The organism is Achromobacter aegrifaciens (assembly GCF_902859965.1).
Lineage (GTDB): Bacteria > Pseudomonadota > Gammaproteobacteria > Burkholderiales > Burkholderiaceae_B > Achromobacter > Achromobacter aegrifaciens.
In genome coordinates, this window is record NZ_CADIKO010000002.1 from 617,204 (window position 1) to 636,350 (window position 19,147).

General features: G+C 68.9%; 12 protein-coding genes. 6 read left to right on the top strand and 6 right to left on the bottom strand.

The annotated features are described in order from the left end of the window. Window positions 1-115: 115 nt before the first annotated feature. The 5 genes from HV793_RS14080 to HV793_RS14100 form a co-directional block, all read right to left on the bottom strand. Entirely contained in the window at window positions 116-6,844 is a 6,729-nt protein-coding gene (locus HV793_RS14080) for an autotransporter outer membrane beta-barrel domain-containing protein (protein ID WP_175213388.1), read from the bottom strand. Between the two features lie 239 nt (window positions 6,845-7,083). Next, the gene (locus HV793_RS14085) at window positions 7,084-7,371 is read right to left on the bottom strand and encodes a hypothetical protein (protein ID WP_225588731.1); all 288 of its coding nucleotides are present in this window, start codon (window positions 7,369-7,371) and stop codon (window positions 7,084-7,086) included. Next, window positions 7,368-8,444, bottom strand: coding sequence for a BamA/TamA family outer membrane protein (locus tag HV793_RS14090; RefSeq protein WP_119452040.1), 1,077 nt, complete (start codon window positions 8,442-8,444; stop codon window positions 7,368-7,370). Before HV793_RS14090 ends, HV793_RS14085 begins: the two co-directional genes overlap by 4 nt. Window positions 8,445-8,730: 286 nt before the next feature. After that, window positions 8,731-10,053: an MFS transporter gene (locus HV793_RS14095; protein ID WP_175213389.1), complete on the bottom strand. Its 1,323-nt coding sequence runs from the start codon at window positions 10,051-10,053 to the stop codon at window positions 8,731-8,733. 175 nt (window positions 10,054-10,228) lie between these two features. Next, a complete protein-coding gene (locus HV793_RS14100) occupies window positions 10,229-10,888 on the bottom strand; it encodes a GntR family transcriptional regulator (RefSeq protein WP_054454398.1) in 660 nt (219 codons plus the stop codon). A gap of 119 nt (window positions 10,889-11,007) precedes the next feature. Here HV793_RS14100 and HV793_RS14105 point away from each other — a divergent pair, with 119 nt between their 5' ends. From HV793_RS14105 to HV793_RS14130, 6 genes are read left to right on the top strand one after another with little or no spacing between them, the layout of a single operon-like run. Then, on the top strand, window positions 11,008-11,178 hold the full coding sequence (locus tag HV793_RS14105) for a hypothetical protein (RefSeq protein ID WP_156337376.1): 171 nt from the start codon (window positions 11,008-11,010) through the stop codon (window positions 11,176-11,178). Then, window positions 11,171-12,526, top strand: coding sequence for an amidase (locus HV793_RS14110; RefSeq protein WP_175213390.1), 1,356 nt, complete (start codon window positions 11,171-11,173; stop codon window positions 12,524-12,526). The genes HV793_RS14105 and HV793_RS14110 overlap by 8 nt, the downstream gene beginning before the upstream one ends. A 14-nt stretch (window positions 12,527-12,540) precedes the next feature. Beyond that, window positions 12,541-13,737 (top strand): CaiB/BaiF CoA transferase family protein, encoded by a 1,197-nt coding sequence (locus HV793_RS14115; RefSeq protein ID WP_175213391.1) that lies wholly within the window; start codon window positions 12,541-12,543, stop codon window positions 13,735-13,737. Beyond that, window positions 13,734-14,519 (top strand): enoyl-CoA hydratase, encoded by a 786-nt coding sequence (locus HV793_RS14120; RefSeq protein WP_119452026.1) that lies wholly within the window; start codon window positions 13,734-13,736, stop codon window positions 14,517-14,519. Before HV793_RS14115 ends, HV793_RS14120 begins: the two co-directional genes overlap by 4 nt. Window positions 14,520-14,547: 28 nt before the next feature. After that, entirely contained in the window at window positions 14,548-15,450 is a 903-nt protein-coding gene (locus HV793_RS14125) for a polysaccharide deacetylase family protein (protein ID WP_054454388.1), read from the top strand. Next, window positions 15,447-16,814 carry an MmgE/PrpD family protein gene (locus HV793_RS14130; RefSeq protein WP_175213392.1) on the top strand — a complete coding sequence of 456 codons (1,368 nt, stop codon included), beginning with the start codon at window positions 15,447-15,449 and terminating at the stop codon, window positions 16,812-16,814. The genes HV793_RS14125 and HV793_RS14130 overlap by 4 nt, the downstream gene beginning before the upstream one ends. 29 nt (window positions 16,815-16,843) lie before the next feature. Here HV793_RS14130 and HV793_RS14135 read toward each other — a convergent pair whose 3' ends face one another. Continuing rightward, window positions 16,844-18,907 (bottom strand): TonB-dependent copper receptor, encoded by a 2,064-nt coding sequence (locus HV793_RS14135; RefSeq protein ID WP_175213393.1) that lies wholly within the window; start codon window positions 18,905-18,907, stop codon window positions 16,844-16,846. Between the last annotated feature and the right edge of the window lie 240 nt (window positions 18,908-19,147).

Consider the following 19,147-nt stretch of genomic DNA (forward strand, 5'->3'; position numbering starts at 1 on the left):
GGCAGCGCGATGACACGGAATGGCGGCCTGGCCGGATTCAGCCCGGCGGCCAGCGGGGCTAAATGATACCAAGAACCGTTCGCAGTATCGAATCGCGCGGAGCCCTGCGGGGCGTTCAGAACGGCACCATCACCTTCAACGTGCCGCGATGGCTTTGTATGTGGGACGAAAAATCCCCGTCGTACTGCAACCGGAAGTCCAGGCCGCCCGCGTTGGATACCTGCAGGCCCGCGCCGATGCGGCCGATGACCTCGTCCATGGGCACCGAGGTCTCGAAGGCGCCCGAGCCTGCCGGCGCGCCCTGCAAGCGCGACTTGACCGTGTACTCGTCCTTGGACAGGAACGACACGCCGCCATACATGTAGGGGCGCATGGTTGCGCCGTTCTTCAGCGCCACCTTGCCGCCCAGTTCCAGCGTCGGCGACAGGGCCATGACGAATTCGTTGCTGCTTTCCACGTCCAGATGCAGGGCGTCGCGGGATTCGCTGTAGCCGGGCATGTGGGTGTAGGACGCGTCCACGTCCACATAGGGTTTCAGGTAAACGTGTTCCCCGGCGTAGGTGCGCGCGATGCGCAGGCGCAAGGCCGCGCCGTAGACGTCCAGGTCCGAGTCGGCCGTGCTTTGCATGCCGGGGATGCGGATGCTGCGGTTGATGTCGTACTGGCCGTAGCCGCCGCCCAGGGCCGCGGACAGGGTCCAGGGTCCGGTTTCGCGCTTGACCACCACGCCGGCATAGCCGCTGTCGCCCTTGCCGCTGACCCGTCCGTCGTCGCCGCTCAGATGGCTGTTTTGGTAGGCAACGGACCCGCCCAGGAACCAGCCCGGACTGACCTGGCGCTGGCCGCCGAACTGGTAGGTGACGCCATCGAACGAAAATCCGGAGACCCCGCCGTCGCCGTCCTGGTTGGTATTGATGCCGGACACCTGGCCCCACAGGCAATCCTGCTCGCCGGTCAGCGCGTCGCCGCCCTGGAATGCCGGGCACGACATCATGGCGCCGGTAAAGCGCGCCATGCTGGCCTGCATCTGCGCGGCAGGCGCCACGGTGACGCCGGCCGACAGGTCGGACAGCCGGTTCGAATAGGTGTCGGCGCTTTCGCGGGAGGCCATGTCCAGCGCCGCGAACAAGGACGCCATGGCGGCGTTGCCACCCAGGTTCCAGGCGCCTTGCAGATGATTCGCAACCGAGCGCTGATTGGCGGCCAATTGCATGGACGGCGCGGCGAAGTCGGCCTGCGTTGCGCGCACGCGCACGTTCTTGCCGTCCAGCCTGGCGTCGTAGTCGATCACCGGGCTGTCCTTGGCAACGGGGCTGCCTTGCACATCGCCTTGCAGCGTCGCCACGGTGACTTCGTGATCGGGCAGCAAGGTGATGGGCTGGACATTGACCTGGCCGTTCAGGCGGGTATCGCCCTGCACCACCATGCTCGGCGATTTGAGGTTGGCGAAGTCCACGTCCGCCTGCAGCAGGCCGCCGGCCTGCAGGTTGAAATTCCCCGTAACCATGAGCGTGTCGAATGCGCCGGACCTGCCTATGGCGACCAGCCCCGCGTTGTCGATGTTGGCCTGATAAAGCGTGGCGTCGCTCAGGGTGCCGCTGGCGGCGTTCCAGACGTTGCAGGCGATGCCGCCCGCGCCGCCGCCGCATTCGATGTTGCCCAGCACGGTCCCCGCATTGTTGACGGACAGGCTGGCGCCGGGGGCGCTGGCCAGGAAGCTCACGGTCTTGGCCTGCTGCAGGGCGGCGCCGTCGTAGCGTACGGCGCTGCCGCCTGCGCCGGCGATGATCATGCCCGCCGAGCCCACGGTCAGCGTGTTCTGCTTGTCGCCGACGATCCAGACGCCATATGCGCCCGCGCCGGTGCCGCCGCTGACCGAGCCGTCGACGGTGACCGCGACCTGGCCCGAACCTTGCGGACCGGCGCTTTGCGCAAAGATGCCGGTGGCGCCGGCGCCGGTGGCGGCGATGCTGCCGCTCTGCGTCAGCGTGACGTTCCCGCCGGATCCCGTGCTGCCGGCGCCTGCCGTGCTGCCGGCGAAGCCGCCGGCGGCATTGCCGCCCAGCCCGCCCCCGCCGCCGATGGATTGGGCGATCACGCCGAAGGCGTAGGCGCCCTGGGTCGTGATGTTGCTGGCGACATTGAGGTTAAGCGCGCCGCCGTTACCGTTGCCACCCGTCTGGCCGCTGCCTGGGGTCCAGCCGCCCGAGTCCAGCTGCAAGCCCTTGCTGGTGTCGCCCGCGATGCCTCCGCCGCCGCCGATGGACTGGGCGATCAGGCCATGGGAGCCCGCGCCGCTGGTGCTGATGTGGCTGCCGGCATTCAAGGTCAGGGTCACGGCGCCGCCGTCGCCGGCCGCGCCGCCGCGCCCGCCCAGCGACACGCCAGACAGGTTGCTGGCGTCGCCCGCGCCGCCCAGCCCGCCGCCGCCGCCGATCGATTGGGCCAGCACGCCATAGGCGCGCGCGCCTTGCGTGGTGGCGGCGATGCCGGTGGCGACGTCGATGGCGCCGCCCGAGCCGGACAAGCCGCCGTTGCCGCCCACTGCGACGCTCATGGAATGGCTGTCCTGCTGCAGCTTGGAGCTGCTGTTGCCCGCGCCGGCCGTGCCGCCGCCTCCGCCGATAGATTGCATCGCCAGCGCCGGGGAGTCGTCGCCCGCGGTCTGGACATTCAGCCAGCTTCCGCCGCCGGAGGTCAGGATGTTGCCGCCGTTGCCGGCCACGCCGCCTGTGCCGCCAAACGAGGCGCCGACGGTGATGGTGCCTTGGGCCTGGTCCGAGCCATCGCCGCCCTGCCCGCCGCCCCCGCCGATCGATTGCAGCAGCACGCCGTAGGCGTTGTAGCCGGTGGTGGCGATGCTGTTGCCATGGTCGTCGTCGAAGAGGAAGCTCAGGACACCGCCATTGCCGCCGGCGCCGCCGCTGCCGCCCACGCCGATGATCGCGTTGGCCTTGATCTTGCTGCCCGAGGCGCTGGACGATCCGCCCACGCCGCCGCCCCCGCCTATGGATTGGGCGACCAGGCCGTCGGCCCAGTCGCCGGCGGTGGCGATCTTGCCGGCGTAGTTCACGGTGACGTTGCCGCCATGGCCGCCCGTGCCGCCTGTGCCGCCCACGTCCACGCCGAATTGATACGTGCTGTTTTCGTCGTCGAGCCGTTCCTTGTTGTCGCTGTGATTGCCGATGCGGTCCAGGATGGGATAGGACGAGGCGTCGGCGCCCAGCGATCCGCCCAGCCCGCCGCCGCCGCCGATCGATTGCAGCAGCACGCCATCGGCGTCGCCGCCTTCGGTGCGGATGGCGCCTTGCAATGTCGCATTGATGCTGCCGCCAGTGGCGCCGGAACCGCCGGTCGCGCCCAGGCCCACCTGCAGACGGGCTGACGGACGCTCTTCGGCGCTGCCAGCCACATTCAGCGTGCCGCCCTGCGAGGCCCCGCCGCCGCCGCCGATGGACTGCGCCACGATGCCGCGCGAACCCGAGCCCAGCGTGCGGATGGCGAAGTTGGGATTCAGCGTCACGTCCACATTGCCGCCGGTGCCGCCCGAGCCGCCGGTACCGCCCAGGGCCAGGGTCAGCTTGACGTTGGTGGGCCCGCCGTGGGTGTAGGCGTTGCTGCTGCCGACCCCGCCGTTGCCGCCGCCTCCGCCTATGGATTGCGCCAGCACGCCATTGGCGTAGTCGCCATAGGTCACGATGGTGGATGCCGGGGGGACGCGCACGCCAGGCGGGGTCAGCAACGACGGCGGCATGCCGACATAGGCGCCGTTGGCATCGCCCAGGCTCACGGCCACCGCGCCGCCGTTGCCGCCTGCCGAGCCGGAACCGCCCAGCGTCATGCCGGCCGACAGCGAGATCGTGGTCGCATCGCCGAGCACGGTGGACGGCACGGACGAATCGCCGCCATTGCCGCCCCCGCCGCCGATGGACTGCGCCATCACGGCGTGGGAGCCGTCGCCCAAGGTGGCGACCGTGGAACCGTTGCTGAGGTTGACCTGGGTGACGCACGCGCCATCCCCCGGCGGGCAGGCGCTGCCGCCCGCCCCGCCGCTGCCGCCCACCGCGGCTTCGAAATTGAACGCCAGGGACGCACCCTCGCCGGTGGGTACCGCCACCACCAGGTCGCTGGCGCTGGAGCTGCCGCCATTGCCGCCGCCCCCGCCTATGGTCTGCGCCAGGATGCCGAAGGAATCGTTGGGCGCGTAGGTCGAGGGATCGATGTTCGGGCTGGCGTAATCCATGCCGGTGGCGACGTGGGAACCGCTCAGGTTCACGATGGAGGAATAGCCGGTGCCGCCCGAGCCGCCGCTGCCGCCCAACACCACCGCGGCATTGAAGCCCACCGTGACGTCGTAATAGCTGGCGTCGCCGCCGTTGCCGCCGCCTCCGCCTATGGATTGGGCCAGGATGCCGGCCGAGTGGGCGCCGCCGGTGCTGATGTTGAGGTTGCTGTAGCCCACCTTGACCTCGGCGGCATTGCCGCCGGCGCCGCCGCTACCGCCCAATTGCAGCGCCGCGAAGGATGCCACGCTGGCGTTCTTGACGCTGCCGCCCGTGCCGCCGCCGCCGCCGATGCTTTGCGCGATGATGCCGGGTGCGTAGTTGCCGTGGGTGGTGAGGTTCGCGGTCGAGTACGTCAATGTGCCGTCGCAGCCGCCCTGGTTGCTCATGCAGACCGTGCCGCCGTTGCCGCCGCCGCTGGCGCTGCCGCCGATCGCCACCGATACGCCCACCGATGCGGTGAAGGTATCGCCGCCGTTGCCGCCGCCGCCGCCCACGGACTGGGCTAGCACGCCCGCGCCGAATTGGCCCGCGGTCTGGATCGAGCCCAGGTCCTGGATGATGACGTTGCCGCCCGCACCGCCCCCGGCGCCGCCGCCGCCCACGCCCAGCACGCCGATGCTGTCGCCGCCGCTGCCGCCGCCGCCGCCGATGGACTGGGCCACCATGCCGATGGCGGCGTTGCCGGCCGTCGTGATGGAGCCGGTATTGCCGATCACCACCGTGCTGCCCGACGAGCCGGTGGCCCCGGCCGAGCTGCCGCCTACGCTGAGCAGGCCAGTGGCGCTGCCCGAGGCCCCGCCGCCGCCGCCGATGGACTGGCCTATCATGCCGTGCGAGTTGTAGCCCGAGGTGGCGATGGACCCGCTGTTGCTCAGGGTGACCTGGCCGGCCGCCCCGCCGCCCGCGCCGTCCCCGCCCAAGGAAACCAGTTCGGCCGTGTCCGCGCCGCCCGCCCCGCCGCTGCCGGCAATGGACTGGGCCAGCACGCCGTAGGCGTGGTCGCCGACAGTGGTGACCGTGGCGCCTGTCGCCACATTGACCGCGCCAGCGTTGCCGCCATTGCCGCCATTGCCGCCCTGGCCACCCAACACCGACACGAAGTCGCTGCCCGTGCCGCCGCCGCCGCCGACCGACTGCGCCACGATGCCGGTGGAAAAATTGCCCGTCGTGCTGATGGCGCTGCCGCTGGCGGTGGAAATGTTGACGGCGCTGGCGTTGCCGCCAAACCCGCCGCCCCCGCCCTGCCCGGCCAGCTTGGTGCTGTCGGTGCCGTCGCCGCCCTGCCCGCCCAGGCTTTGCGCCGCCAGGCCGGGCAGGTTGTCGCCGCGGGTCGCGACGCTGCCGCCCTGATAGAGATTGATCGCCACGGCGCCGCCCGCGCCGCCATTGCCGCCGGAATGGTCCTTGTCCGGGCCTTTGCCGCCCTTGCCGCCAATGGCGCGGGCGGCAACGCCGGCGCCCTGCACGGTCGCGCCGGCCGCCGAACCGGCCACGTCCAGCAGCACGGAGCCATTCACGTCCACGGTCACCTTCTGGGTCCAGCTGTCCGAGGTGCCGCCGCCATTGCCGCCGTTATCGCTGTTGTCGGTCGACGCGGTGCCGTCGCCGCCTATGCTTTGCGCGTAGATGCCAAAGACCGTGGCGCTGTCGAAGACCTGCCAGTAGCTGTTGGCCTGGCCCTGGTGCGTCACTTGCACGGTGCCGCCGGTGCCCGCATTACCGTTGTTGTAGCCGCCCATGCCGCCCACGGAATTCGCGTAGATGGCAGCTCCGTTGGCATAGGTGCGCAGCCGCGTGGCGCTGCTGCCCAGGTTGATGGCGCCGGTGTTGCTGACCGTGACCGTGCTGGCGTTGCCGCCATTGCCGCCCACCTGGTCGCCGTATTCCAGCGTCGGATCGTTCTGGTCGCCGCCGGCCCCGCCCAGGGCCCGCGCGTTGATGCCGTACAGGCCTTGGCGCGGCGTGGGCAGGGAACCGGACATCGTCAGGTTGCCGGAATTGGTCACGGTGACGTTCTGGCCCAGTCCGCCGTGTCCGCCGTTCGAGTCGTTGTTGTCGTTGGCGGGGTCGCCGATGCCGCCGGACGAGACTGCCATGATCAGGCTGTTGAAATTGCTGAGCGCCGTGCCGTTGAGCGCGATGTCGCCCGTGCTGGATACGGTAATGTGGCCGCCGTCTCCTGCCGTGCCTTCGTCCACGCCGTCGCCGCCGCGCGATATGGCCGTGACCACGCCCACCGGGTTCAGCCGGGTCTGGTTCTCGTCGGCGTTGTAGTTGCCCGAGGACGTGACCGACACGTCCGGTCCGTTCTGGCCGTTCTTTTCGTTGTCATGGTCTACGCCGCTGTCGCCCTCGCAGATGGCCTGGGCGCTTGGGTAGTTGCCGGACGGCACGTTCAGGGTGGGGCCGCCTGCGCATGCATAGCCGGCCTGTGCGCCGCCCGCTACGCTCCAGGCGCAGGCGCCCAGCGCGGACGCGATGGCCAGCCGCAACGTGTTCTGCCGCAGCAGGGGAAAAGGCAGACTGGGGCTGTGCGCCGGGCGTGATGTGGGCTTCATGGATGAGCGGATTCTTGTGACCCGAGCGCGGTTTACCCGGGTCGGCGGGCGCGCGCTCAGTAGTAACTGGCAAAGTTTCGCCACTAGAATCCGCAGGCAGCGCACCTCGCGCAACTTTTTTTCGACGAATCAGTGCTTTTTTTCGACGAAATCCGCAAAGAAAACCACACTGTTACCGCTTGCGCGGCCACAAATGTAAGTAAAGATTGAATGCGGCGTAGAGCCGCCGGCCGGCCGTGTCAGGGGCGCGCTGGCGTCCGCCTGGCGCCGTCCGAAGATGCCAGCAGCATCTGCCCTTTGGGTGTCAGGACAACCACCGGTTCGACATCCGCGCGGCGGGGAACGTCCACCAGCCCGTTGGCGGTCGCGTCTTCCCAGGCGGACAGGCGCGGACACGAACTGCGCCAGGCGTCCATGGTCTGCGCATAGGTGCGCGGCCGTTCGGCGATCCAGGCCAGGAATTGCAGCAGGTTGCCGAGCTGGGACGTGCCGGCCTGCAACATGGAACTATCGTCATCTGTCTTCATCGCCATGCACTCCCAACCTGGATGTAAAAGGCGTTCTGGTCCTTGCTGTGGGCGATGTCTATCCCCACCGCCAATCCCAGCTTGGCGGCTATCAGATACCGGAAGCCTGTGCCGATGCTGACGACATTGGTGGAATCGGCAAAGGATTTCCAGTTTCCGTAGGCCTTGCCCACGCCGCTGAACCCCAGTATGGACCAGCGCGGGGTGGCGTCCCAGCGCAATTCTGTTTCGAAGGTCAGCGCGTCGCGGTCCTGGTAGCGGCCCCGCGCCACGCCGCGCAGGTCGACGTAAGGCTGGGCGTAGAACGGCACCGTGCCGCGCGTGAACTGGCCGTCGCCGCGCAGGCCCAGGGTCCAGCGCGGGGCCAGCGGCAGCCAGGTGTAGCCGCGCGTGCGGTAGCTTTCGAAGGCCTGGTCGCTGCCCAGCCAGCTGCGCGAAAACTGGGCCTCCAACTCGGCATAGCTGCCCCGGTTGGGATAGAACATATTGTCGCGCGTGTCATAGTCCACCACCACGCCGGCCTTGCCGATGCGGCCCGCCAATTCGGCCTTGGACAGTTCGCCAGCCTGGCTGCCGGTGAACCGGGTGTTCGAGCGGAAATAGGTATAGCGCGGACCGACGTACCAGGGCGTGTCGCCCACCCGGGCCAGGACCTGCTGCATCAGGAAGGTGCCCTTCACCTCGTAGCTGCGTCCGTGGCTGGAGGCGCCGTAGTACTCCAGGTTTGCGCGTCCCTGGGCCAGCGCGCCCAGGTAGCGGTAGCGGTCGGCGTCCCAACTGCGGAAATGGAACAGCGCGCCGCCGCGCGTGCCGTTTTCGGTGGCCATGGCGCCAATGCCGGTGACATTGGGCGGCGCCTTGCTTTTGCCTTCCGGCTGGCCCTGGGAGGCGGCCTCACCCGCCGGTTCGGAGAAGTACAGCAGCATCACGCCGCCGCCATAGCCAACTGCGGGCTCGGTGATGATCACGGGTACCGGCAGCGCGCCGTTCTGGCGCAACAGGAAGTCGCCCATGTCCAGGCCGCCGCCGTTCGCGTCCGCGTCGGCGTCCGCTTGCGCCAACGCCGCGCCCATGAAAGCCGGGCCCGTGCACAGCAGGATCAGGATCTGCCTGGCCAGTCGCGGCCAGGTGACCGGATGGCCCCGGGGTGCCGCGCCGCCCTTGGCGGGCAAGGCCCCGCTGGAGGCGCTGTCTCGGGCGTGTCTGCATTCCTGGCGCACGGAGTCCTTTCCCGTTGTAGTGCCGCAGTCCGGCGATGTCGGGCGGCTCGCAAGAATGAGACTGGAGCCGCGCGTTCAGTCGTGCACCGCCGATGATGACACGGCGCCGGATCTTGCGCACTACTTCCGCCACCGCTGCCTAGACCGCGAGCCTGCGCATCGTCAGCGCGACGACCGCCGTGGCGACTAGCTGCATGCCGGCCACGACGTACAGGCCGGCGGCCACGCCGCCCGTCCATTCCTTGAGCCAGCCCATCATGAACGGCGTGGCGAAGCCGGCCAGGTTGCCGACCGAATTGATGAAGGCGATGCCGCCCGCCGCGGCGGTGCCGGTCAGGAATGCCGCCGGGATGGCCCAGAAGACGGGGAACGCCCCCAGCACGCCGATGGCGGCGATGCTCAAGGCGCCCATCGCCAGCACGGGGCTGCCGATGTAGGCGCCGGTCAAGGACAGGCCGACCGCGCCGACCAGGGTGGCGCCGGCGCAATGCAAGCGGCGTTCGCGGGTGGAGTCGGAATGGGCGCCGTTGATCACCATCGCGGCCGTGCCCAGGATGAACGGGATGGCCGACAACAGGCCTATGTTCAGCGCGCCTTGCACGCCCAGCTCGCGCACGATGGAAGGCATCCAGAACGCCAGCGTCGCATTGCCGCCGACGATGCAGAAGTACGCCGCGGTGCACAGCCACAAGGCAGGCAGGCGCAGGGCCTGGGCGAAGCTGGCGTGTTTGCCGGGGTCCAGGCGTTCACTGTCCAGCTCGGCCGTCAGCGCGGCCTTTTCCGCCGCGCTGAGCCAGCGCGCCTGCTGGGGGCGGTCCGGCAGATAGGCCAGCACCACCAGTCCGGCGATCACCGAAGGAATGCCTTCCAGCACGAACAGCCATTGCCAGTTGCGCAGCGGCGCCACCCCGTCCATGCCGCTCATGATGAGTCCGGCTATCGGCCCGCCGACGATGCCGGCGATGCCGAACGACGTCATGAACCAGCCATTGATGCGCCCTCGCCTGCCTGCCGGTATCCAGTACGTCAAATAAAGCATGACGCCGGGGAAGAAGCCCGCTTCGAAGGCGCCCAGCAGAAAGCGCAGGACATAGAAGGAGGTGGGCGTGGTCACGAACGCCATCGCCATCGAGGTCAGGCCCCACAGGATCGTGATGCGGGCCAGCGTCTTGCGCGCGCCGATGCGTTGCAGCAGCAGGTTGCTGGGCACTTCGAAGATGAAGTAGCCGATGAAGAAGATGCCCGCCCCCAGGCCGTACACCGCTTCGCTGAAGCGCAGGTCCTGCAGCATCTGCAGCTTGGCGAAGCCCACGTTGACGCGGTCGATCCACGCCAGCAGGAACAGGAAGATCAGGAAGGGAATGAGGCGCCAGGCGACCTTGCGGTGCATCTGGCCAGGATCGGCGGCCGGCGCGGCGTCGTGTGGGGGCGCGGACAGGGGTTGCGGTGAAACAGCATCCATAGCGGGTTCCTCGGTGGAGCGGATCAGGGGAGCGCCCTAGCCCGCCGATACCGGGGCAAGGTTACGCGAGCAGATGTTTTTGTCTGCTATAAATATATTTTGCCATTATGAAAAAATACAATAATCAGGATTAACCCGCGGTGGCCGCCGCGGGGCGAGGTCCGCCGCCGCGTCTTCAGGCCAACAGGTTCTTGGGCAGCGCGGCGATGAAGGACGCGAAGCTGGTGGCGCCCTGCCCGGGGCTCATGTGCTGCGTCATGACCGCGGCCGCGCGCGCCGGGTCCTGCGCCTGGATGGCTTCGAGCAGTTGGCCATGCTGTTCCCATGACGAGGCCAGGCGGCCGAAAGCGGAAAAGGCGTGCAGCCGGTAGGCGCCGGTGCGCGACCGCATGCGCAGGATCTCCTGGCGCAGATAGGGATTGCGGGCGCCCAGGTACAGGGCATCGTGGAAGCGCCGGTTGTGTTCCTGCCAGGCGTCGGTGTCCTCGCGCCGCACCACGGCCGCGGCGCGTTCATGGATGGCTGCCAGCTCGTCGCGTTCGGCGGGCGTCATGCGTTCGCAGGCCAGGCGCGCGCCTATGCCTTCCAGCTCCGCCAGCAGCTCCCACATCGCCAGCAACTGGGCCACGTCCATCTTCGCCACCACCATGCCGCCGCGCGGCAGGCTGGCCACCAGCCCTTGCGCCTGCAACTGCAGCAGCGCCTCGCGCACCGGCGTGCGGGAGACGTCGTAGGTCTGCATCAGCATCTGTTCATCGACCGGATCTCCCGGCAGCAGGCTGCCATCGCGGATGGACTCTTCGACTGACAGGCGGATGCGCTCAGCGGCTTTCATGGCGGACTCCGGTGTAGGGGGTAAGAAAATTCACGCTAGGCATAGTATTTTCTTGACTTCTATAAATATATTTATGAGACTAGACTTTTATTTTAACGAGCAAAACGCGGCAGGAGGTAATGAGCATGGAAGACTCGCCCAAGCAGGAATGGCAGGCCTGGGTCGCCCTGGCCTGCAAGACGCATGGCCTGGCGGTACCAGTGGAGACGCAAGCGGCGGTCGCACGCACGCTTTTGCGCCTTGCCGCCGTGCAGGCCGAGATCGACGGCTGCGGGGACGACGATGCCTGATTCTCTGCTGCATCTTTCCGTGGCCGACATGCGTCGAAACTATGCCCAGGCCGCGCCCGGCGCACGCGTGGCATTGGTCTCGACCCAGGCTGCGGCGTTCCAGCGCCGGGCGGCCGACCTGCACTGCGCCACGCGCACCTATCAACCCTCTGGGCAGACCGTGCGTCCTGGCGGCCTGCTTGAAGGCGTGGCCTTGGCGCACAAGGATGCCTTCCAGACCGGCATGCACGCCCCGGGGCGCGGGCGGCCGTTGCGCGACGAAGCCCCAGGGCCGATGGCCACGGCGCTGCGCCGCTTGCAGGAACACGGCGCGCTGAACCTGGGCGCGCTGGCGATGGCCGAGCATGCCTGCGGTGCGACGGCCGAGAACCCCCACGGCGCGCCGCTGCCCAATCCGCTGGACGCCGCCGCCGCGGTGGGCGGATCGTCCAGCGGTTGTGCGGTCGCGGTTGCCGCAGGCCTGGTCCCCGCGACGCTGGGCACAGATACGGCCGGCTCTGTGCGCATGCCGGCCGCGACCTGCGGCCTGGTGGGACTCAAGCCGACTCCGGGGGCGATCCCGGCCGACGGCGTGGCGGCCTTGGCGCCTACCTTGGACACGGTGGGCGTGATGGGCCGCAGCGCGCTGGATGCGGCCTGCGTCTACGCCGCGTTGCTGCCAACGCCGCCAACCGCGTCCGCGTTGCCCGCGGACATGGCGCTGATCGAACGGGAACTATCCAGGCCGCGGCGTTGGAGGCTGGCCTCGACGCTGGCGACTGCCGGAGCGCGCGCCGACGTGGCAGAGACGATGGCGCGATTCGAACGCGGCCTGCCCGATCCGCAACGCATCGGCTTGCGCCCCGCGCCCGATCTGGACCGCTTGAACCGTCTGGCGCAGATCGTGCTTCATGCCGAAGCCGCCGCCACGCTCGCGGGCAGCGTGCGCCGTGATCTGGCCTCGCTGGCGCCGGCCACCCAGGCCATCGCGCTGCCGGGCTGGGCCATGCCGGCGGTCTGGTATCGCCATGCCTTGTCGCAGATCGCGCCACTGCGCGCGGCCTTCCTTGCCACCTGTCTGGCCGACGCCGATCTATTGCTGATGCCCTGCCTGCCGCAAGGCGTGCCGGACCGCGCCGCGGTCACCACCAGCAGCCCCGATTTCGATCCCCGCGCCCTTGGCGCGCTGCACCGCCATCACGCCTACCTCAACTACCTGGGGCTGCCGGCGCTGGTCCTGCCCGTCGGCATCGATGCGCAAGGCCGCCCTGTCTGCGTGCAAGCGGTCGGCGCGCCCGGCAGCGAAGCCCTGCTGCTGGCCTTCGCGCATCAGTACGCCCTGCCCTTTTCCGCCATTCTGCAACGCTAATCCACGGACTCATCATGGCCAGAATCAATGCCTCCCCCACCCTGGCGCGCTTTCGCGTGCTGGACCTCTCGCGCGTGCGCGCAGGCCCGACCTGCGTGCGCATCCTGGCCGACTTCGGCGCGGACGTGATCCGCATCGAACCGCCGGTCGGGATCGATCCCAATGAAGCCATGTTCGCCGCGGACCGTACTGGCGGCGACTTCCAGAACCTGAACCGCAACAAGCGGTCGATGACGCTGAACCTGAAGAAGCCCGAAGGCCTGGCCGTCTTCAAGCAGTTGGTGGCCACTGCCGACGTGGTGGTGGAAAACTGGCGGCCCGACGTCAAGGCGCGCCTTGGGGTGGACTACGACGCCCTGCGCGCCATCAATCCCCGCATCATCCTGGCCAGCATCTCCGGCTTTGGCCAGGACGGTCCCTATGCGGACCGGCCGGGCTTTGACCAGATCATCCAGGGCATGGGCGGGCTCATGTCGGTCACGGGCTTTGCCGGCGGCGGTCCGCTGCGCGCGGGACTCGCGGTCGCAGATTGCGGCACCGGCATCTATGCCGCGGTCGGCGTCCTGCTGGCCCTGCTGGAGCGGGAACACTCCGGCGTGGGCCAATGGGTCCACAGTTCCCTGCTGCACACGCAGATCGCGCTGATGGACTTCCAGGCTGCGCGCTATCTGAACGACGGCGACACGCCGGTGCAGGCAGGCAATGACCATCCGACCAGCAGCCCGATGGGGCTGTTCGAGGCCAGCGACGGCGCGTTCAACCTGGGCGCGTCCGGCGAAGGCAACTGGCGCCGCCTGTGCGAGTGCCTGGATGCGCCGCAATGGCTGGAAGACCCGCGCTACGCGACCGAGAAGTTGCGCGTGGCGAACCGCGGTGCGCTCAATGAATCCCTGGCGCAGCGCTTTAGCCAACAGAGCGTCGCGCACTGGGTTGGCCTGCTGAACCGCGCCGGGGTGCCTGCAGGCCCGGTCTACAGCATTCCGCAGGTGTTCGAGGACGAACAGGTGCGCCACCTGGGCGTGGCGCAGCCGGTTGCCGACGATGCCGGACACCAGTACCGGCTGATCTCGCAGCCCGTGGCCTTGACGCGCACGCCCGCCCAGATCAAGCGGCCCGCGCCAGGCTGGGGCGAGCACACCCGCGAAATGCTCGCGGAGATGGGCTATGCCGCGGACGACATTGAGCGCCTGTATGAAGAGGGCGTGGTATGAGCGGCGGCCAGATCCAGGTGGATTTCCAGGACGGCATTGCAACCCTGACGGTCTGCCATCCCGAACGGCGCAACGCAATGACGCTGGACATGTGGCTGCAGTTGGCTGCAGCGCTGCGTGAACTCGACGGCGCCGCAGTCCGGGTGCTGGCGCTGACCGGCGCGGGTACCCGGGCCTTCGTGTCCGGGGCCGACATCAGCGAGTTCGACCAGGCCCGCGACGGCGCGGCCGCGGTCGCCCGGTACAACCAGGCGGTGGCGGATGCGCAGCAATTGCTGGCGGACTTCGCCGCGCCTACCGTTGCGCTGATACAAGGCGCCTGCATGGGCGGCGGCATCGGCCTGGCGCTGGCCTGCGACCTGCGCTATGCCAGCGCCAGCGCCCGCTTCCGCATGCCGGCCGCAAGATTGGGGCTGGGCTACTCCTATGCCGACATGCGCAGGCTGGCGGGCGTGGTGGGCGCGGCGTCCGCCTTCGACCTGTTCTATACCGCCCGCATCCTTGACGCCGAGCAGGCCGAACGCCGCGGCCTGGTCCACGAACGGTACGCCGACGACGATTTCGTCCGCCAGTCGCAGGCCCGGGTGCGCGCCATCGCCGCCAATGCGCCCCTCTCCCTGCGCGCGGCAAAGGCAGCCATACTGGCGACCATGAATCCGCCCGCGCCCGCGCAGCTCGATGCGATCGACGCCCTGGTGGCCCGGTGCTTCGCCAGCGAGGACTACGCCGAAGGCCGGCGGGCGTTCGCCGAAAAACGCGACCCGGTCTTCCTTGGCCGCTGAGCCGTCTTTGAACCATGAGCAAGATGCCATGAACAATCCACGCATTCCTTTCATGCTTTCCAGCCAGCGCCCGCCCCTGGCGGCGCTGGACGGCCGGGCCATCCTGGTGCACTTGGTCGTCAATGTGGAGCACTGGCCGTTCGACCAGCCCATGCCCCGCACCCTGCTGACCGCGCCGCACGGGCGCGAGACGGTGCCGGACGTGCCCAACTACAGCTGGGCCGAATATGGCCTGCGCTGCGGGCTGCCGCGGATCATCGACGCCATCCGCGGCCGCGGCCTGCCTGCCTCGGCCAGCCTGAACGCCTCCGTCATCGATGCCTACCCCGAGGCGGCCCAGGCGCTGCTGGAGGCCGGCTGGGAGTTCATCGGCCACGGCATCCACCAGCGCGCTTTGTCGCAAGAGGACGGCGACGGCCAGGCCCGCACCATCGCCGCGGCGCTGGACCGGATCGAGCGCTTCAGCGGCCGCCGGCCGCGCGGCTGGCTCTCGCCGGGCCTGCGCGAAACGCTGGACACGCCGGATCTCCTGGCCCAGGCCGGCATCGACTACCTGTTCGACTGGTGCCTGGACGATCTGCCCAACTGGATGCGGACCGCCGGCAGGCCCTTGCTGGCCTTGCCGTACGCGCTGGAACTGAACGACTCGGTCATCCACGCCGTGGAAAAGCATGCCACCGGGGAATTCAGCCGGCGCCTGGAGCGGACGCTGGACCTGTATGCCGACGAGGCCCGGACCGCGGGCCGTCCGCGCGTCCTCACGCTGGGACTGCATCCCCATCTGATGGGCGTGCCGCACCGCTACGCCGACCTGCTCACCATGCTGGACCTGCTGCAAAAGCACCCGATGACCGCCTTCGTCACCGGCGCCGCGATGTATGACTGGTACGCCGCCCAGGTTCCCGTCCAGCCCGATGGAGCCGCCGCATGAACGCCATCGATACCCTGGTCGCGCATTTGCTGCGCACCCAATACGAGCACCTGCCCGCAGCGGCGGTGGAAGCGGCCAAGACCTTCATCCTGGATGCGGTTGGCGTCGGGCTATCCGGCTCGCGCCATCCCCGCATGCCCTCGCTGCGCCAGGCGGCCCAGGCCCTGGGCCAGGGCGCGGAAGCGACCGTCTGGGGCAGCGGCGAGCGGCTGCCGCTGGCCAGCGCGGTCATGCTGAACGCATATCAAGTGTTCAACCAGGAGTTCGACGCGATCCACGACCGGGCCGTGGTGCACGCGTTTGCCTGCATCGTGCCGGCGGCGCTGGGCTATGCCGAACGCGAAGGCGGCGTCGATGGTCCCCGATTGATCACCGCGGTCGCCGCCGGATTGGACTTCGCCATCTATGTCGCGCTGGCCCAGCGCGCGCCCATGCGTTTTTTCCGGCCGGCCATGTGCGGCGGCCTGGGCGCCACGGCTACGCTGTGCAAGCTTGGCGGGTTGGATGAGAGCGCCACGCGCGATGCGCTGGGGCTGGCGTACAGTCATCTCTCCGGCACCATGCAGGCGCATATCGAAGGCTCGCCCGCGGTCGGCCTGCAGGTCGGCCTGAACGCCAGGGCGGCGGTTACGGCCTTCGAGCTGGCGCGCGCGGGCTTTCCCGGTCCGCGCGACATCCTGGAAGGCCCTTATGGCTACTTCGCGCTGTATGACGCCGGCCAGGCCGACTGGGACGCGGTTCGCGCGGACGTGGGCCGGGTGTTCCAGATCACCCGCATGAGCCACAAGCCCTACCCGACCGGCCGGGCCACCCATAGCGGCATCGGCGCCGCGCTGGACCTCATGCGGGCCCATTCGTTGCAGCCCGGGGACGTGGACCGGATCACGGTCCGCGCGTCGTCGCTGATCGTGCGCCTGGTGGGACGGCCGGCCCATCCGGGCATGGATTCCGCCACGGCCCGGCTCTGCATGGGCTATGCCATCGCTACTGCCCTGCTGCGCGGCCGGGTCGGCATACCCGACTTCGATCCCGACGCGCTGGCCGAGGCCAGGACTTTCGAACTGGCCGCCCGTGTCCAGGTGCTGGATGACGGCAATCCGGACCCCAACGCCATGAGCCCCCAGCGCGTGGAATTGCGGCTGAAGGACGGCCGCGAATTCGCGGTCGACATGCCGGCCTTTCCCGGCAGTCCGGAACGCCCCTTGGGCGTGGCGGAACAGGACGCCAAGTTCGAAGCCTGCTGCGCGTCCGTGCAGCCGCCGCTGCCCGCCGGCCAGACACGGGAGCTGGCGCGACGGCTGCGCGGACTGGAGGCCGAACAGGACCTGCGCGGCATCATTCGTCTGCTGACAACCGGGCGTTAGTCCTGACCGAGTGTTCCGGACTGGGCGCGTCAGTACTTGAAGCTCACGCGCGCCCAGACCGTGCGGCCCGGCTCATTGACTGCGGTGTTGGCGGCATAGCCGAAACCCGCATTCCCCGCCAGGTTCAAGTGTTCGCTGTAGGTTTTGTTGAACAGATTGTCCACGCCCAGCGACAGGCGGACCTGCTTGTTGACCGCATAGCCGCCGTTGACGGAGAAAACGCCGAAGCCCGCGCTCGGGCCGAAGTCCTTGCCGACTACGTTGCCCTCATTCAAGGCGTAGCGTTTTTGCGCGGCCACGATGCGCCACAGCGCCCCGGCCGACCAGGTGCCGTCATCGTAGGCGGCGCTGAGCCTGGCCTCCAGCGGCGGCATTTGCGGCAGCGCCCTGCCGTCGCTGCGGTTCTCGCCCCAGGCATACGCGAGCGTCGCGCCCAGTTTCCACGCGGACGCGGGCTTGTATGAGACGCCGAGTTCGCCGCCTGCAATGCGTGCGTCGACATTGCTGGCCTGCGACGCCGGACCCATCATGCCGCCCGAGGTGTAGCTGAACAGGATGAAGTCATTGACGTAACCGGCGTAGCCTGAGAACCAGGCGTCCAGCGCTTCGGTTTTGTACTGGGCGCCGAAATCCAGCTGGGTGGTTTTCTCGGGTTTCACGCCCTGGAAGGCGTTGACGGACCCGGCAGGCCCCTGGTCCGGAGAGAACAGCTCCCAGTAATCGGGGAAGCGCTCGACGTGGCCCAGGCCCACATAGACCGTGGCCGGCAGCGAGGCCAGATCCTGCTCATAGCGCAGGAAGCCGCTGGGCAGCGTGTCCTTGCGGCGCTCATCCGCGGTGGGATTGGGCATGGGCATCATCATCGAGCCCGTGTCCTGGCGGAAGTCCTTGGCCGAAGCCCAGTCGACCCGTGCGCCGCCGATGACGCGGCTGTCCGGCGCGACGCGCCAGGTCAGTTCGCCGAACAGTCCGGTGTTGGAAAAGTCGGCGTCCTTGACCCAGCTCTGGCTGCTGTACGGCATGGTGTCGGTGCCACTGCGGGAGCGATGGCGGCTCTGCTGGAAATCCAGGCCGGTGACCAGACTGATATCCGGCGTCAGTTCCCAGGTGCCGGCGTAGCGGCCGCCCCAGGTCGCGCGGTCCACGTCGGCCGCCATGGCCATGGGCATGGCGCTCATGGGGTCCGGCGCGCGCAGCGTGTAGTTATCCATCACGTGGTCGGCGTAGTTGTAGTACAGCTGCGCCTCGACCTTGCTCAGCACGGGTCCCAGGTTGCGCTTCTCGAAGCGCAGGCCGAAGCTCTCGCGCTTGAACTGGGAGCCGTCCATGCCGCGGCCGGCATAGCGCGCTTCGCCATCGCCCGTGCCCGCGGTCAGTTCGTACAGCGTGTCGGCGTCGGGCGTGAAACCCAGGGTCAGGTCGGCGTTCCACTTGTCCCAGCGCGAAGGCACGGTGTTGCCGTCGCCGTCCTTGTAGTCCTGGGAGTGGGAATGGTTGGCGGTGATGCGCGTGTAGACCTTGTCGTTGCCCACGGTCAGGTCGGCGGCCTGGTCGTTGCGGCCGAACGAGCCGCCCGTCAGGCTGCCGTCGAATCGCACGCCGGCTGCCGTGAAACGGGGCGTGTCGCGGTCGAACTTGACCGTCCCGGCCGACGCGCCGGGTCCCCACAGCACGGTCTGCGGTCCCTTGATGACCGTGAGCTGGTCGAAGTTCTCGGGCGAGATATAGGAACTGGGCGCGTCCATGCGCGCAGGGCACGCGCCCGGCATGGAGGTGCCATTGGTCAGCAGATTCAAGCGCGAGCCGAACATGCCGCGCAGCACGGGATCGCCGTTGGTGCCGCCATTGCGGATGGCCGAGAAGCCGGGAATCGTCTTCAGATAGTCGGTCCCGTCGCTGGCCGGCAGCGGCTGGCGCGGGATCTTGGGATCCGTGGTGAAGGTCAAGGGCGCGCTGGGTTCCACGCCCGTGATGACCACGGGATCGGTGGTGTAGACGTCGGGCGTGTCGGCGGCTTGGGGCCAGGCGGGAAATGAGGCGGCCACTGCGGCGGCCAGGCAACTCGCGCGCAGGAATTCTTGGTTTGTGGTCATGTCTGGTGTCTGTCGATCGGGAACGTGCGGTGGCAGGCGCGGACGGGCGGCGCGGCCGCCTGCCTTTAAGAAAGGCGTGGCAGGAGCGCGCTGTCTGCGCATGGGCGTGACGCAGTGGGGGTCCTCCCCGCGCGGCGCAAAAGGACCTTGGCCCGCTGCGTGCGGACGACGCTGGCGCAACCGCTCAGGCCCGCGGGTTGGCGGGCTGCGCGGATGGCGTGTCGTGGAAGTCTGGGGAGA